The sequence below is a fragment of the Pseudomonas sp. TCU-HL1 genome, assembly GCF_001708505.1.
Classification (GTDB): domain Bacteria; phylum Pseudomonadota; class Gammaproteobacteria; order Pseudomonadales; family Pseudomonadaceae; genus Metapseudomonas.
Map to the genome: position 1 here is coordinate 5,729,087 of NZ_CP015992.1, position 16,829 is coordinate 5,745,915.

Here is a 16,829-nt window from a genome sequence, read left to right on the forward strand (position 1 = left end):
CGAGCTGCCCCATCGCGATGATTGCTTCCTTGCGCACCCTTTTCGCTGCCGCCCTGCTGGGCCTCTACCTTTCCCCGGCCTACCTGCATGCTGCCCCCACGGCGGGCGCCATCATGCCCAAACCGGCCGCCGCACCGGCCGACAGCAGGGCCGCGGGCGAGGCACCGGCCAAACCCACTGCCGAAGAACAGACCCAGGCGTTCGTGGCCAGCGCGGAGGAAAGCCAGAAGAACCTGGCGACCCTCAAGCGCCAACTGAGCGACGCCCCCCGGTTGATCGCCGAATCTCAACGCGAACTCACCCGACTCATGGGCGCCGCGCCGGTGCCCATGAAAGAGCGCCACGGCAAGTCCGAACTCACGCAGCTGGAGAAGCTGCTGGACCAGCGCAGCAATGAGCAGGCCGAGCTGCAGAAATCGCTCGCCGAAGCCAACAGCCTGATCATCACCTCCCAGACCCGTCCGGAGCGCGCCCAGGCCGAGATCAGTACCAACCAGACGCGCACCCAGCAGATCAACAACATCCTCAAGACAGGCAAGGACGGCGGTAAGACCATCGGCGACAACCAACGCCAACTGCTCGGCGCCGAACTAGCCGCCCTCGCCGCGCAGACCGAACTGCGCCGCGAAGAGCTGGCCGGCAACAGCCTGCTGCAGGACCTGGGCAACGCCCGCCGCGACCTGCTCATGGAGCGCATCCGCCGCCTGGAACAGGAAACCCTGGACCTGCAATCGCTGATCAACGAAATGCGCCGGGAAAGCTCGGAGCAGACGGTGGCCGAGCTCTCCCGCGATGCCGACAAGGCGACTCCGGACAGCCTCGTGGCAAAGGAAAGTGGCATCAACCTGAAGATGTCCGACTACCTGCTGCGCGCGACCGACCGCCTCAACGAACTAACCCGGCAGAACCTGCAGACCCGCCAGCAACTGGACAACCTCAGCCAGGCCGACCAGGCCCTGGAAGAGCAGATCAGCGTGCTCAAGGGCAGCCTCCTGCTGGCCAAGATCCTCTATCAGCAGAAGCAGGCCCTGCCGCAACTGGACCTGGACAACAACCTGGCTGACGAAATCGCCGACATCCGCCTCTACCAGTTCGAACTGAACCAGCAGCGCGACCACCTGACCAACCCGCAGGCCTACGTCGACACCCTGCTGGCCGAGCAGCCTCCGGAACAGGTCACTCCGGAGCTGAAGACCACCCTGATGGATCTCATCTCCACCCGTAGCGAGCTCCTGGATCGCCTGAGCCGCGAACTCAATACCCTGCTCAACGAGTCCATCACCCTGCAGCTCAACCAGAAGCAGCTGCAGGAGACCTCGCTGACCCTGCGCAACACCCTCGACGAGCAGATGTTCTGGATTCCCAGCAACAAGCCGCTGGATCTCAACTGGCTGAAATCCACCCCGCACCTGCTCGAGCGCCAGCTGGTGGAGATGCCCTGGGGCTCGGGCGTGCGCGAACTGGGTGAAGGCCTGGTGGACCGTCCCTGGCTGTTCCTGCCGCTGCTGCTGGTGATCGGCGGCCTGCTGTGGAAGCGCCGCTACCTGTACGGCAAGCTCAACGAGATCAACCAGGACGTCGGCCACTTCAAGCGTGACAGCCAGTTGCACACGCCTATGGCCCTGTTCCTCACCGTACTGCTGGCCCTGCCGGTCAGCCTGTTCCTCGCCCTCTGCGGTTTCGCCCTGCAGATCGACGCCCGAGGCCAGAACGCCACCCTGGGCGCCGCCCTGATGGAGATGGCACAAGCCTGGATGGTGTTCTACACGCTCTATCGGATTCTCGCCCCGGGCGGCGTCGCCGAGCTGCACTTCCACTGGGATCGCCCGCAAGTGGCCTTCCTGCGCAGCCAGATTCGCCGCCTCGGCGGCGTGGTCATGGCACTGGTGGCGATCGTCACGGTGGCTGAACACCAGCCGGCAGCGCTGGCCGACGACATCATCGGCGTGCTCGTGGTGCTGAGCTGCTATGCCCTGATGACCCTGGTGCTGAGCAACCTGCTGCTGGCCGAACCCATGCGCGAGCAGACCTCGCCCTTCCGCCTGCTGATCGGCGTCGCCTTCACGCTGCTGCCACTGGCGCTCATAGTCGCCGTGGGCTTCGGCTACTACTACACCTCACTCAAGCTCACCGACCGGCTGATCAACACCCTTTACCTGCTGATCCTCCTGCTCCTGGTCGAGGCCACCTTCGTCCGCGGCCTGTCCGTGGCGGCGCGGCGACTGGCCTACCAGCGCGTACTCGCCAAGCGCCAGACGCAGACCAAGGAAAACGCCGAGGGCGAGGAAGTGGTGGTGGAAGAGCCGACCCTCGACATCGAGAAGGTCAACCTGCAATCGCTGCGCCTGATCCGCCTGGCCCTGCTGGGCGTATTCATCACCTGCCTGTACCTGGTCTGGGCCGATCTGATCAGCGTGTTCGCCTACCTTGACCAGGTCACCCTCTACCAGTACTCCAGCGGGACCGGCGACGCCGCCACCCAGGTCCCCATCAGCCTGCTGGACGTGGTCGGCGCGCTGATCATCGCCGGCATCACCACGGCGCTCGCGCGCAACCTGCCAGGCCTTCTCGAAGTGCTGGTGCTGTCGCGACTGAAGCTGGCCCAGGGCAGCTCCTATGCCACCACCACCTTGCTGTCCTATGCGATCGCTGGCATCGGTTTCGTCAGCGCGCTGTCCACCCTCGGGGTCAGCTGGGACAAGCTGCAGTGGCTGGTGGCGGCCCTCTCGGTGGGCATCGGCTTCGGCATGCAGGCGATCTTCGCCAACTTCATCTCCGGCCTGATCCTGCTGTTCGAGCGCCCCGTGCGAATCGGCGACCTGGTCACCATCGGCACCGTCACCGGCACGGTGAACCGCATCCGCATCCGCGCCACGCACATCACCGACAGCGACCGCAAGGAAGTGATCGTGCCAAACCAGACCTTCCTCACCAGCCAGTTGATCAACTGGACCTTGACCGACACCGTCACCCGCATCGTGCTGGTGTACAACGTCAATCGCGGCGCCGACCTGGAACTGGTGCGCAAGTTGCTGCTGCAGGCCACCCAGGAGAACTCGCGCGTCCTGCGCGACCCGGCCCCCACCGTGCAGCTGAAGACCTACGGCGCCAGCACCCTGGAGCACGAGCTGAAAATCTACGTGCGCGAACTGGGCGACCGCGGCCTGGCCACCGACGAGCTGAACCGGCGCGTCGACCAGCTGTTCCAGGAGCACGACATCAACATTTCCAGCGTGCCAAAGATGGACGTCACCCTCAGCCGTCGGGTCGAGAAGCACGCCGAGGACGAAGTCGACGCCGTATCGATACCGATCAAGGACAAGGCACCGGTTCCGGAGACGCGCTGAACCGCGCATCTCCCGCGCTTCCGAACACACTGGCGGCATGACAAGCTGAGCCCATGAAGACACTCGACGAACTGCAGTTCGACAACCGCTTCGCCCGCCTGGGCGACGCCTTTTCCACCGAGGTGCTGCCCGAGCCCATCGCCGAGCCCCGCCTGGTGGTGGTGAGCCCAGCGGCCATGGCGCTGCTCGACCTGGACCCGGCCGAGGCTGAAACCCAGCTCTTCGCCGAGATTTTCTCCGGACATAAGCTGTGGTCCGAGGCCGAACCCCGGGCGATGGTCTATTCCGGCCACCAATTCGGCGCCTACAACCCGCGCCTGGGTGACGGCCGTGGCCTGCTGCTGGGCGAGGTCCTGAACGATGCCGGCGAGCACTGGGACCTGCACCTCAAGGGCGCCGGACAAACGCCCTACTCACGCATGGGCGATGGCCGCGCGGTGCTGCGCAGTTCGATCCGCGAATTCCTCGCCAGTGAATACCTGCACGCCCTGGGCATCGCCACCAGCCGCGCGCTGTGCGTGACCGGTTCCTCGACCCCCGTCTATCGGGAGTCCCGCGAAACCGGCGCCATGCTGCTGCGCCTGTCGCCCAGCCATGTGCGCTTCGGCCACTTCGAGTACTTCTATTACACGCGCCAGCACGAACAGCTCGAAGTCCTGGGCCGGTACGTTCTCGAGTGTCACTTCCCGCAGTGCCTGGAACAGGAGCAGCCCTGGTCGGCCTTCTTCCGCGAAGTGCTGGAACGCAATGCCGATCTGATCGCACGGTGGCAGGCCTACGGCTTCTGTCACGGCGTAATGAACACGGACAACATGTCCATCCTCGGCATCACCTTCGACTATGGGCCCTACGCCTTCCTCGACGACTTCGATGCCAATCACATCTGCAACCACTCCGACGACAGCGGCCGCTACAGCTTCAGCAACCAGGTGCCCATCGCCCACTGGAACCTGGCGGCGCTGGCCCAGGCGCTGACGCCCTTCGTCGAGGTGGAGCAGCTGAGGGAAACCCTGAACCTCTTCCTGCCGCTTTATCAGACCCACTACCTGGACCTGATGCGCCGTCGCCTGGGTTTCACCTCCGCCGCTGATTCGGACGAGGCGCTGGTGCAGCGCCTGCTGCAACTGATGCAAGGCAGCGCGGTGGACTACAACCAGTTCTTCCGCCGCCTGGGCAGTGAGGCGCCGGAACAGGCGATGCGCAAACTGCGGGAAGACTTCATCGACCTGGCCGGCTTCGATGCCTGGGCCACCGACTACCAGGCCCGCGCGGCGGTGGATGGCGACGACCAAGAGGCGCGCCAGGCGCGGATGCACGCGGTGAACCCCAAGTACGTGTTGCGCAACTACCTGGCTCAGCACGCCATCGAGGCCGCCCAGCAGGGCGACTACACCGAGGTTCGCCAGCTGCATGCCGTGCTCTCACGCCCGTTCGACGAGCAGCCGGGCATGGAGCGCTACGCCGAACGCCCGCCCGAATGGGGCAAGCATCTGGAAATCAGCTGCTCGTCGTAAGGCAAGTCGTCCGTAGGTTGGGCTGAGGCCACGAAGCCCAACACGCTGGCCCGCACCGCGCGTTCGTTGGGCCTCGCGGAGCGCGGCGTCAAACTAGAAGTCAGCCAGCATCCACTCCAGCCCCATCGCCACATGCCGCTCGGCGCTGTCCACCAGGGGCAGCGGCGATTCACACCCCTCCAGCAGCAGGCCGATTTCGGTACAGCTGAGAATGGCCGCCTGGGCACCCCCAGCCTTCAATTGCGCCAGCTGGTCGAGATAGAACGCCCGCGCCTCCGACTGGAAGCGTCCGACGCAGAGCTCCTGAAAGATCACCCGGTCAATCTCCACCATGGCCTCGGCGTCAGGCACCCGCACCTGGATGCCGAATCGTCGATCCAGACGTTCGCGGTAGAAGTCTTCCTGCATGATGAAACGCGTGCCGAGCAGGGCGGCGTGCTTGATGCCGCGCGCCTGCAGCGCCTGGCCAACGGCATCGCCTATATGGAGAAGCGGGATGTCCACAGCCTGCTCGATGGCCGCGGCGACTTTGTGCATGGTGTTGGTGGCCAGCAGCAACGCTGTCGCACCGGCGCCCTCCAGGCCACGCGCGGCTTCGGCCAGCACACGGCCGGCAGCGTCCCATTCCCCCGCCTTCTGCTGCGCCGCGATCTGCGCGAAATCCACCGAGTGCAACAGCAGGGGCGCCGAATGCAGCCCACCCAGGCGGTCACGCACACCCCGATTGAGCAACTGGTAATAAGTGACGGTGGATTCCCAGCTCATCCCTCCCAACACGCCCAGCGTCCTCATCACCCTGACCTCCCGAATGGAAAGTCTCCAGCCTAGTCGAGGCCGGGCACAGGTCGGGAATACAGTTGAGGAGCAAGCAGGGCGTACAGCCAAGCCATCCGCCCCCTGGACCCTCGACCGATACGACGAACGAAATGGAATATAAACCTTCGTAAATCTTCTTAGACTCTCTAAGCAAACCCGATTATCTTCGCCCCCCTGCTTATTCCAGCCTGTTCTACCACCCACTGTCAGGCGCTGTGCCCGCATGAAGATTCGCGACCTCGACCTCAGCCAGAGTTCGATCAACACCGAACACGAAGCGCTGGGGATCCCGCCAGTCGAAGATTTCGTTTCCCACCCCGACGACCACCCGGTCCTGCGGGCTGCCATGTGGGCGGCGATCCTCATTCTGGTCAGCCTCCTCGGCTTCCTTGCCTGGCGCCTGTTCTTCGATAACGGCGGCAGCAGTGGCCTCGAAATCATCGAGAACGCCCTGACCAGCAAAGGCTTCTGGAGCGCGGTGGCGGTGGGCTTCTTCGCCCAGGTCATCGACGGCGCCCTGGGCATGGCCTATGGCATCACCGCCACGACCTTCCTGCTCACCACTGGCGCCTCTCCAGCAGCGGCCAGCGCTAGCGTCCACATTGCCGAAGTCTTCACCACCGGCCTGTCGGGCATTTCCCATGTGAAGCTGGGCAACGTCAACAAATCCCTGTTCCTGCGCCTGCTGTTGCCGGGCATCATCGGCGCCGTGCTTGGCGCGGTACTGATCACCCAGTTCGACGGCGACGTGCTCAAGCCCTTCATCTCCGCCTACCTGCTGCTGATGGGCCTGTACATCCTGAGCAAGGCCTATCACCATGTCGCCAAACGCAGGGCGCCCAAGCACGTCGCCAAGCTGGCCCTGTTCGGCGGTTTCGTCGACGCCGCCGGCGGCGGCGGTTGGGGCCCGGTGGTCACCAGCAGCCTGATCGGCTCCGGCACAGACCCGCGCACCACCATCGGTTCGGTGAACTTCGCGGAGTTCTTCCTGACCATTTCCAGCGCCACCTCCTTCATCCTCCTGGCCGGCGAGCCGGACACCTGGAAGATGGTGGCCGGCCTGGTCTTCGGCGGTCTGTTCGCCGCGCCCCTGGCCGCACTGCTGTGCAAGAAACTATCGCCACGCACCCTGCTGATCATCGTCGGCACCCTGATCACACTGATCAGCGCCTTCAACATCTACAAAGCCCTGTCCTGATCGCCCGGACTTGATTTCTGCCCGTTCAGGCTCCAGATCAGGGACGTTCCCCGATCTGGAGCCAACCATGGCTGACCCGCTGTTGATCCCCTGCGCCCAATGCGCCGGACTGAACCGTATCCCTGCCGACCGCCTGGGCGATTCGCCCCGCTGCGGTCACTGCAAGTCCGCCGTACTGCCTGCCGCGCCCTTCGACCTGAGCGAAACCAGTTTCACCCAGCAACTGCGCGGCGACCTGCCACTGCTGGTGGACGTCTGGGCCGACTGGTGCGGCCCCTGCAAGGCCTTCGCGCCGATCTACCAACAAGCTGCCAGCCAACTCCAGGGCCGCTGCCGCCTGGGCAAGCTGGATAGCGAAGCCAACCGCAACCTGGCCGGCCAACTGGGCATCCGCTCGATTCCCACGCTGATCCTGTTCAAGGATGGCCGCGAGGTGGCCCGCCAGAGCGGCGCGCTGCCGCTCCCACAGCTGCTCGGCTGGCTCAGCGCCCAGGGCATCTGATCGCTTCGGTCAATCACGCTGGCCATCCCGGTCATTGCCGGGTTGGCGATGGCCGCTAGTCTCTGGACATCGCCAAGCCGGAGCTCGCCATGTCCATGCCCATCGAACTGGTTCGCCAACTGACCGAGGAACAGATCGGTTTCGTCAAACGCAGTGGCCTCAAGGCCGAGGTGCTGGAGCCCGGCCACGTGCGCCTGCGCATGCCGCTGGAGGGCAATCAGAACCACATCGGCACCCTCTATGCCGGCGCTCTCTTCACCCTGGCGGAAATCCCCGGCGGCGCGCTCTTTCTCACCAGCTTCGACAGCCGTCGCTTCTACCCGGTGATCAAGGAAATGAACCTGCGTTTCAGGCGCCCGGCCAAAGGCGACATCACGGTGGATGCGCACCTCTGCGCCGAGGAAGTCGTCCGCATCCAGCAGGAGGCCGAAACCAACGGCAAGGCCGATTACCTGCTGGAACTACAGCTGATGGACGCGAACGGTGAAGTGGTGGCCGAAAGCCGGGGCCTCTACCAGATGAGGGCACACTGAGCGGCCTTGCCCTGGATCAAACCGCCAGGTCACCAGAAGCCGCAGAGTGTGGACTCCCTAGGAGGCCCACATCATGTTCACGCACATCCTGGTCGCCCATGACCTGAGCCGCGAGGCAGATACCGCCCTGCGCCGCGCCATCCAGCTCGCTCATCAGCACGGCGCTCGCCTTTCCCTGCTGCATGTGCTCGAAGACCACCTGCACAATGCCGTGCAGGACAACCTGCGCGATGCGGCCCAGCAGCACTTTGGTGAACGCCTGGCGCAATTGGGCGCCAAGGATCGCCCGGTGCTCCTGCGCAAGGGCCGCCCGGCCCAGCAGATCCTCGAAGAGATGAACGACAGCCAGGCCGACCTGCTGGTGATCGGCCGGCACCACCACAATGCGCCGGAGCTGTTCATCGGCACCACCCTGGAGCGTGTCGCACGCCACCTGGCGGCGCCGTTGCTGCTGGTGGCGGGCGAGCAGCCGGACCAACCCTATCAACACGCCGCCGTGGCGCTGGATTTCTCCCTGTGCGCCTGTGACGCCCTGCGCAAGTGCTGCGCGCTGCTACCGTCCGAGGCGCGGCTGACGGCACTCAACGTCATGGAACTGGGCAGCCGCCTCCTGTCGAAAAGCGGCAACTCGACCGACTTCCTCGCAACGCAGAAAGAACTGCTGGGGAAACTGCTGGAAGATGAACTGATGGGCCAGAACGCCCCGCTGCCCAGCGTCGCGCTGGACGTCGTGCGTGGCGCCCTGCCCAAGGCGCTGGACGACGCCATCGCTGAACACCAGCCACAACTTCTGGCCCTCGGCAGCCATGGCCGCAGCCTGATCTCCCAAGCCCTGCTGGGCAGCCTGCCCCTGCGCTACCTGCAAAACCCGCCCGGCGACCTGTTACTGGTCAAATAACGCATTCGCCCCGGCAAGCCGGGGCGAAAAAGGGCATCACAACACCCACCGGAATCAGCTTTCCAGCAGATCGTGCAGCTCGACGAACTGCTGGGTGAGCTTGTGCCGAGGCTCCAGGTAGATCAGCGGTTTGCAGGCCTGATGCGACTCGCGCATCTTCACCGACATCATCAGGTTCACCGGTAGCACCGGCAGCCCTTCCTCCACCAACTCATCCAGCAGCTGCTGCGGCAACGATGCGCGCGGCTGGAACTGGTTGACCACGATGCCTTCCACCTCCAGGCCCTCGTTGTGGTCCTCCTTCAACTCTTCGATTTCCGCCAGCAGGCCGTAGAGCGCATTGCGGGAGAAACTGTCGCAGTCAAAGGGAATCAGGCAGCGATCGGCAGCGATAAGCGCTGAAACCGTATAGAAATTCAACGCCGGCGGTGTGTCCAGATAGATCCGATCGTAGTCCTCGCTCAACTCCTCCAGCAACTTACGCAGCTTGTTGATCTTGTGCTTGGCCTCCAGCTTGGGCTGCAGGTCGGCCAGTTCCGCCGTGGCGGTGACCACATGGAGGTTGTCGTAGGGCGTCTCGTAGATATCCACCTTGCCCTTGCGGAAGGCGGTAGCCGACAGCGTCTGCTTGAAGAAATCGGCGATCCCCATGGGAATATCGTCGCCGGTAAGGCCCGTCAGGTAGTGCGTGGAGTTGGCCTGGGCATCCAGGTCGATCAGCAGGGTGCGATACCCCTGCGAAGCGCTCACCGCCGCCAGGTTGCAGGCAATGCTGGATTTGCCCACTCCGCCCTTCTGATTGAAAACCACGCGCCGCATCCCACACCTCCCTGAGCCTGATTAGTAGCCGATTCTATGCAATGCCCGTGACAAGGGCGAGGTCGGCCCCAAACAACAAGGGTCGCTTTCGCGACCCTTATTAGTTACTGATGGTACTGTGCCGACAGCTCATGCACGGCCTCGAAGAAGGCGCCGGCGTGGGCCGGGTCGACTTCCGGGGTGATGCCGTGGCCGAGGTTGAAGACATGGCCGGAGCCCTTGCCGTAGGCGGCGAGGATGCGGCCCACCTCGGCGCGGATGGCGGCCGGGTTGGCGTAGAGCACGGACGGGTCCATGTTGCCCTGCAGGGCGACCTTGTCGCCGACGCGGGTGCGCGCGCTGCCGATGTCGCTGGTCCAGTCCAGGCCCAGGGCTTCGGCGCCGGTATCAGCCATGGACTCCAGCCAGAGGCCGCCGCCCTTGGTGAAGAGGATCACCGGCACGCGACGGCCGTCGTGTTCGCGGATCAGGCCGTCGACGATCTTCTTCATGTAGGCCAGGGAGAATTCCTGATAGGCCGCCGCCGAGAGACTACCGCCCCAGGAGTCGAAGATTTGCACCGCCTGGGCGCCAGCGCGGATCTGGCCATTGAGGTAGGCGGTCACCGCCTGGGCCAGCTTGTCCAGCAGGGCATGCATGGCCTGGGGGTTGTCGTAGAGCATCGCCTTGGACTTGCGGAAGTCACGGCTGGAACCGCCTTCGACCATGTAGGTGGCAAGCGTCCAGGGGCTGCCGGAGAAGCCGATCAGCGGCACGCGGCCATTCAGCTCGCGGCGAATGTTGCGGACGGCGTCCATCACGTAGCCCAGGTCCCGCTCCGGGTCGGGGATCGGCAGGGCTTCGATGTCGGCCAGGTTGCTCAGCACTTTCTTGAAGCGCGGACCTTCGCCTGTCTCGAAGAACAACCCCTGGCCCATGGCGTCGGGGATGGTGAGGATGTCGGAGAAGAGGATCGCCGCGTCCAGTTGGGGGTAACGATCCAACGGCTGGACGGTGACTTCGCAGGCCAGCTCGGGGTTCTTCATCAGGCTGACGAAATCGCCGGCCTTGGCGCGGGTGGCACGGTATTCCGGCAGGTAACGACCGGCCTGGCGCATCATCCAGACGGGAGTGACATCAACGGGCTGCTTGAGCAGGGCGCGGAGGAAACGGTCGTTCTTCAAGACGGTCATGGCAGTGTCCAACGAAAAAGTGCGGGCATTTTCGCAAAGCCCGATGCAAAAGGCACGGCGAGTGCCGTGCCTTTTGTCCATCGCGACGAAATGCCGCGAACTTCAAGCCATCCAGGCAGCGCAGCTTAGACGCCGAGGTAGTCGAGGATGCCTTCGGCGGCGGTCCTCCCCTCGAAGATCGCCGTCACCACCAGGTCGGAACCACGGACCATATCGCCGCCGGCAAAGACCTTCGGGTTGCTGGTCTGGTGCTTGAACTGCGACTGCGCGGGGGCGACCACGCGGCCCTGGTTGTCAATGCTGATTTCGAACTGCTCGAACCAAGGCGCCGGACTCGGGCGAAAACCGAAGGCGATCAGCACGGCCTCGGCCGGGATGATCTCCTCGGAGCCTGGGATCGGCTCGGGGCTGCGACGGCCACGGGCATCCGGCTCGCCGAGACGGGTCTCGACCACCTTCACGCCTTCCACCTTGTCTTCGCCGACGATGGCGATGGGCTGGCGGTTGAAGAGGAATTTCACGCCCTCTTCCTTGGCGTTCTTCACCTCTTTGCGCGAGCCCGGCATGTTCTCTTCGTCACGGCGATAGGCACAGGTCACGGCCTTGGCGCCCTGGCGAATGGAGGTGCGGTTGCAGTCCATCGCGGTGTCACCACCGCCGAGAACCACGACGCGCTTGCCCTTCATATCGACGAAGTCCTCGGGGGACTTCTCGAAGCCGAGGTTGCGGTTGACGTTGGCGATCAGGAAGTCCAGTGCGTCGTGCACACCCGGCAGGTCCTCGCCCGGGAAACCGCCCTTCATGTAGGTGTAGGTGCCCATGCCCATGAAGACTGCATCGAACTCCTCGAGCAGCTGCTCCATGGTCACGTCCGTGCCCACGTCAGTGTTCAGGCGGAACTCGATGCCCATGCCGGTGAAGACTTCGCGGCGACGGCTCAGTACCTGCTTCTCGAGCTTGAACTCGGGGATACCGAAGGTCAGCAGACCGCCGATTTCCGGGTTCTTGTCGAAGACCACCGGGGTCACGCCGTTGCGCACCAAGACATCGGCGCAGCCCAGGCCCGCCGGGCCGGCACCGATCACGGCGACGCGCTTGCCGGTGGGCTTGACCCTGGACATGTCAGGACGCCAGCCCATGGCGAACGCGGTGTCGGTGATGTACTTCTCCACCGAGCCGATGGTCACGGCACCGAAGCCATCGTTCAGGGTGCAGGCGCCTTCGCAAAGGCGATCCTGCGGGCATACGCGACCGCAGACCTCCGGCAGGGTGTTGGTCTGGTGCGACAGTTCGGCGGCAGCCAGGATGTTGCCTTCCGAGACCAGCTTCAGCCAGTTCGGAATGAAGTTGTGCACCGGGCACTTCCACTCGCAATACGGGTTACCGCAGCCGAGGCAGCGGTGAGCCTGGTCAGCCGCTTGCTGCGGCTTGAACAGGTCATAGATCTCGACGAATTCCTTCTTGCGCTGGCGCAGCAGTTTCTTCTTCGGATCCTTGCGCCCGACCTCGATGAACTGGAAGTCGTTGTTCAGACGTTCAGTCATTAAAAAAACCTCATCAAACCACTTCAGGCGCTGTTGTTATTGCGGATTGGCACGGGTGCTGGAGAGCAGCGAAGCGAGGCTCGCGGCCTTCGGCTTGACCAGCCAGAACTTGCGCAGGTAATCGTCCAGGTTTTCCAGCAGGTGGGCACCCCAGTCGCTGGAAGTCTCCTTCACGTATTCAACCAGCACGCTGTGCAGGTGGCTACGGTAGGCCTCCATGGACTCGTTGCTGATGCGCTGAATCTCTACCAGTTCGTGGTTGACCCGGTCGACGAAGCTGTTGTCCCGGTCGAGCACATAGGCGAAGCCGCCGGTCATGCCGGAACCGAAGTTGTAGCCGGTCTTGCCGAGAACGCAGACGAAACCGCCGGTCATGTACTCGCAGCAGTGGTCGCCAGTGCCTTCCACCACGGTATGGGCGCCGGAGTTACGCACTGCGAAACGCTCGCCTGCGGTACCCGCAGCGAACAGCTTGCCGCCGGTGGCACCGTAGAGGCAGGTGTTGCCGACGATGGCCGACTCCTGGCTCTTGAACGGGCTGCCCTTGGGCGGGGTGATGACCACTTTGCCGCCGGTCATGCCCTTGCCCACGTAGTCGTTGGCATCACCTTCAAGGTACAGGTTCAGGCCACCGGCGTTCCACACGCCGAAACTCTGGCCGGCAGTGCCGCGGAAGCGGAAGGTCACCGGGGTGTCTTTCATGCCCTGGTTACCGTGGCGACGAGCGATTTCACCGGAGATCCGCGCACCAATGGAACGGTCGCAGTTGCAGATCTCCAGGTCGTAGACGCCGCCGGTCTTGCCTTCGACAGCCGCCTTGGAGATGTCCCACATCTTCTCGGCCAGCAGGCCCGGATCGAAGGGCGGGTTCTTCTCCACCTCGCAGAACTGCGGCTTTTCGGCCGGAATGTGGTCGCTGCCCAGCAGCGGGCTGAGGTCCAGGTAACCCTGTTTCTCGGTGTCGCCCGGCAGCATTTCCAGCAGGTCGGTACGGCCGATCAGCTCGCTCAGGCTGCGCACGCCCAGCCTGGCCAGCCACTCACGGGTTTCTTCGGCGATGTAGGTGAAGAAGTTCATCACCATTTCGACGGTGCCGATGAAGTGATCCTTGCGCAGCTTGTCGTTCTGGGTAGCGACGCCGGTGGCACAGTTGTTCAGGTGGCAGATGCGCAGGTACTTGCAACCCAGGGCGATCATCGGTGCAGTGCCGAAGCCGAAGCTTTCGGCGCCGAGGATGGCCGCCTTGATCACGTCAAGGCCGGTCTTCAGGCCGCCGTCGGTCTGCACCCGTACCTTGCCGCGCAGGTCGTTGCCGCGCAGGGTCTGGTGAGTTTCAGCCAGGCCCAGCTCCCACGGGCTGCCGGCGTACTTGATGGAGGTCAGCGGGGATGCGCCGGTACCGCCGTCGTAGCCGGAGATGGTGATCAGGTCAGCATAGGCCTTGGCCACGCCAGCGGCGATGGTGCCGACGCCGGCTTCAGCCACCAGCTTCACCGAGACCAGCGCCTGCGGGTTGACCTGCTTGAGGTCATAGATCAGTTGGGCAAGGTCTTCGATGGAGTAGATGTCGTGGTGCGGCGGCGGCGAAATCAGGGTCACACCGGGCACTGCGTAGCGCAGACGGGCGATCAGGCCGTTGACCTTGCCACCGGGCAGCTGGCCGCCTTCACCGGGCTTGGCGCCCTGGGCAACCTTGATCTGCAGCACTTCGGCGTTGACCAGATACTCCGGGGTAACGCCGAAGCGGCCGGTCGCCACCTGCTTGATCTTGGAGCTCTTCACCGTGCCATAGCGCGCCGGGTCTTCGCCACCCTCACCGGAGTTAGAGCGGCCGCCCAGGCGGTTCATGGCCTCGGCCAGGGCTTCGTGGGCCTCGGGAGACAGTGCACCCAGGGAGATACCCGCAGCGTCGAAGCGCTTGAAGATGGACTCCAGCGGCTCGATCTCATCCAGCGGCAGCGGCTGGTCGAGGGTCTTGACCTTGAGCAGGTCGCGCAGCATCGACACCGGACGGTTGTCCACCAGTGCGGTGTATTCCTTGAACTTCTCGTAGTTGCCCTGCTGCACGGCGGCTTGCAAGGTGTTCACCACGTCCGGGTTGTAGGCGTGGTACTCGCCGCCGTAGACGAACTTCAGCAGGCCGCCTTGCTGGATGGCCTTGCGATTGTTCCAGGCCTCGAAGGCCAGCAGCTTCTGCTCGGACTCGATGTCGACGAAGCGCGCGCCCTTGATGCGGCTGGCAACGCCACGGAAGCTGAGGTCCACCACTTCCTCGGAGAGGCCCACGGCTTCGAACAGCTGGGCGCCACGGTAGGAGGCGATGGTGGAGATGCCCATCTTCGACAGGATCTTCAGCAGGCCCTTGGAGATGCCTTTGCGGTAGTGCTTGAAGACCTCGTACAGGTCGCCCAGCACTTCGCCGGTGCGGATCAGGTCAGCCAGCACTTCATAGGCGAGGAACGGGTAGACGGCGGACGCGCCGAAGCCCACCAGCACGGCGAAATGGTGCGGGTCGCGGGCGGTGGCGGTCTCGACCAGGATGTTGCAGTCGCAACGCAGGCCTTTCTCCACCAGGCGATGGTGCACGGCACCAACAGCCAGGGAGGCGTGGGCCGGCAGCTTGCCGGGGGCGATGTGGCGGTCGGTCAGCACCAGCAGGGACTTGCCGGAACGCACGGCTTCTTCGGCCTGGTCGGCGAAGTTGCGCACGGCCGCTTCGAGACCGAGGCTCTCGTCGTAGTTCAGGTCGATGATCTGCCGCTCGAAGCCCGGACGATCCAGGCTCATCAGCGCGCTCCACTTGGCCGGGGAGATCACCGGGCTGCTGAGGATCACACGGGTGGCGTGGTCAGGCGACTCGCTGAAGATGTTGCGCTCGGCACCGAGGCAGATCTCCAGGGACATGACGATGGCTTCACGCAGCGGGTCGATCGGCGGGTTGGTGACCTGCGCGAACTGCTGGCGGAAATAGTCGAACGGCGAACGCACACGTCGGGACAGCACGGCCATGGGCGTGTCGTCACCCATCGAGCCGACCGCTTCCTGGCCTTGTTCGGCCAGCGGGCGCAGCACTTGGTCACGTTCTTCGAAAGTGACCTGGAACATCTTCATGTACTGCTTGAGCTGGTCGCTGTCGTAGCTGGCCACACCGTGGTCGTCATCGAGCTTGGCCTGGATGCGCACGGCGCTCTGGCGCAGCCACTGCTTGTAGGGGTGGCGCGACTTCAGGCGGTTGTCGATGTCTGCGGTGTTGAGGACCTGGCCGGTTTCGGTGTCCACCGCGAGGATCTGGCCCGGGCCGACACGGCCCTTGGCGAGCACGTCTTCCGGCTTGTAGTCCCACACACCGATTTCCGAGGCGAGGGTGATGTAGCCGTTCTTGGTGGTGACCCAGCGGGCCGGACGCAGGCCGTTACGGTCGAGCAGGCAGACGGCGTAGCGGCCATCGGTGAGCACGACGCCGGCAGGGCCGTCCCAGGGCTCCATGTGCATGGAGTTGTATTCGTAGAAGGCACGCAGGTCGGCATCCATGGTTTCCATGTTCTGCCAGGCCGGCGGGATGATCATGCGCACGCCACGGAACAGGTCAATGCCGCCGGTGACCATCAGCTCGAGCATGTTGTCCATGCTGGAGGAGTCGGAGCCCACGCGGTTGACCAGCGGGCCCAGTTCGTCGATATCGGGCAACTGTTCGTTGGCGAACTTGGTGCGACGGGCCACCGCCCAGTTGCGGTTGCCGGTGATGGTGTTGATTTCGCCGTTGTGGGCGAGGAAGCGGAAGGGCTGCGCCAGCGGCCACTTCGGCAGGGTGTTGGTGGAGAAACGCTGGTGGAAGACGCAGATGGCGGTCTGCAGGCGTTCGTCACCCAGGTCCGGGTAGAACTGCTGCAGGTCGGCCGGCATCATCAGGCCTTTGTAGATGATGGTCTTGTTGGAGAAGCTGCAGATGTAGTGGTCGGCGTCCGCGGCATTGGCCACGGAGGAGCGGCGACGGGCACTGAACAGCTTGACTGCCATTTCCTGGTCGTTCAGGCCTTCACCGCCGATGAACACCTGCTCGATCTGCGGCAGGCGCTCCAGCGCCAGGCGGCCGAGGACACTGGTGTCCACCGGGACTTTGCGCCAGCCAACCAGTTGCAGGCCGGCGGCCAGGATCTCGCGATTCATGTTCTCGCGAGCCGCTTCGGCGCGGACCGGGTCCTGGTTGAAGAAGACCATGCCGACTGCGTACTGGGCAGGCAGCTCGACCGCGAAGGTTTCCTTGGCAATGGCACGCAGGAAAAGGTCGGGCTTCTGGATCAACAGACCACAACCGTCGCCGGTCTTGCCGTCGGCGTTGATGCCGCCGCGGTGCGTCATGCAGGTCAGGGCTTCGATGGCGGTTTTCAGAAGATGGTGGCTCGCCTCGCCCTGCATATGGGCGATCAAGCCAAAACCGCAGTTATCCTTGAATTCATCAGGATGGTACAGACCTGCTTTCATAGAG

11 protein-coding genes are annotated in these 16,829 nt (G+C 64.1%); 6 read left to right on the forward strand and 5 right to left on the reverse strand.

Going from position 1 to position 16,829, the window contains the following annotated elements:
* Positions 1 to 17 precede the first annotated feature (17 nt).
* Positions 18 to 3,347 carry a mechanosensitive channel MscK gene (gene mscK / locus THL1_RS26230; RefSeq protein WP_083246013.1) on the forward strand — a complete coding sequence of 1,110 codons (3,330 nt, stop codon included), beginning with the start codon at positions 18 to 20 and terminating at the stop codon, positions 3,345 to 3,347.
* A 53-nt stretch (positions 3,348 to 3,400) separates the two neighbouring features.
* Complete coding sequence (gene selO, locus THL1_RS26235) at positions 3,401 to 4,861, forward strand: protein adenylyltransferase SelO (protein ID WP_069085979.1); 1,461 nt, start codon at positions 3,401 to 3,403, stop codon at positions 4,859 to 4,861.
* A gap of 93 nt (positions 4,862 to 4,954) precedes the next feature.
* Here the strand turns inward: selO and THL1_RS26240 are convergent, their stop codons facing one another.
* Positions 4,955 to 5,653 (reverse strand): aspartate/glutamate racemase family protein, encoded by a 699-nt coding sequence (locus THL1_RS26240; RefSeq protein ID WP_069085980.1) that lies wholly within the window; start codon positions 5,651 to 5,653, stop codon positions 4,955 to 4,957.
* Between the two features lie 247 nt (positions 5,654 to 5,900).
* Here THL1_RS26240 and THL1_RS26245 point away from each other — a divergent pair, with 247 nt between their 5' ends.
* The 4 genes from THL1_RS26245 (at position 5,901) to THL1_RS26260 (ending at position 8,808) form a co-directional block, all read left to right on the forward strand.
* Positions 5,901 to 6,875, forward strand: a complete 975-nt coding sequence (locus THL1_RS26245; protein WP_069085981.1) for a sulfite exporter TauE/SafE family protein — start codon at positions 5,901 to 5,903, stop codon at positions 6,873 to 6,875.
* A 67-nt stretch (positions 6,876 to 6,942) separates the two neighbouring features.
* Positions 6,943 to 7,377 carry a thioredoxin TrxC gene (gene trxC / locus THL1_RS26250; RefSeq protein ID WP_069085982.1) on the forward strand — a complete coding sequence of 145 codons (435 nt, stop codon included), beginning with the start codon at positions 6,943 to 6,945 and terminating at the stop codon, positions 7,375 to 7,377.
* An 89-nt stretch (positions 7,378 to 7,466) separates the two neighbouring features.
* Positions 7,467 to 7,910 (forward strand): PaaI family thioesterase, encoded by a 444-nt coding sequence (locus THL1_RS26255; RefSeq protein WP_069085983.1) that lies wholly within the window; start codon positions 7,467 to 7,469, stop codon positions 7,908 to 7,910.
* Positions 7,911 to 7,983: 73 nt separating this feature from the next.
* The gene (locus THL1_RS26260; RefSeq protein WP_069085984.1) at positions 7,984 to 8,808 is read left to right on the forward strand and encodes a universal stress protein; all 825 of its coding nucleotides are present in this window, start codon (positions 7,984 to 7,986) and stop codon (positions 8,806 to 8,808) included.
* A gap of 54 nt (positions 8,809 to 8,862) precedes the next feature.
* On the opposite strand, the gene THL1_RS26265 is transcribed toward THL1_RS26260, so the two are convergent.
* From THL1_RS26265 to gltB, 4 genes are all read right to left on the reverse strand, one after another.
* The gene (locus tag THL1_RS26265; protein WP_069085985.1) at positions 8,863 to 9,627 is read right to left on the reverse strand and encodes a ParA family protein; all 765 of its coding nucleotides are present in this window, start codon (positions 9,625 to 9,627) and stop codon (positions 8,863 to 8,865) included.
* Between the two features lie 104 nt (positions 9,628 to 9,731).
* Positions 9,732 to 10,799: a uroporphyrinogen decarboxylase gene (gene hemE, locus THL1_RS26270; protein WP_069085986.1), complete on the reverse strand. Its 1,068-nt coding sequence runs from the start codon at positions 10,797 to 10,799 to the stop codon at positions 9,732 to 9,734.
* 125 nt (positions 10,800 to 10,924) lie between these two features.
* The gene (locus tag THL1_RS26275; RefSeq protein WP_069085987.1) at positions 10,925 to 12,343 is read right to left on the reverse strand and encodes an FAD-dependent oxidoreductase; all 1,419 of its coding nucleotides are present in this window, start codon (positions 12,341 to 12,343) and stop codon (positions 10,925 to 10,927) included.
* A gap of 36 nt (positions 12,344 to 12,379) precedes the next feature.
* The gene (gene gltB, locus THL1_RS26280) at positions 12,380 to 16,825 is read right to left on the reverse strand and encodes a glutamate synthase large subunit (RefSeq protein WP_069085988.1); all 4,446 of its coding nucleotides are present in this window, start codon (positions 16,823 to 16,825) and stop codon (positions 12,380 to 12,382) included.
* Positions 16,826 to 16,829: the final 4 nt, after the last annotated feature.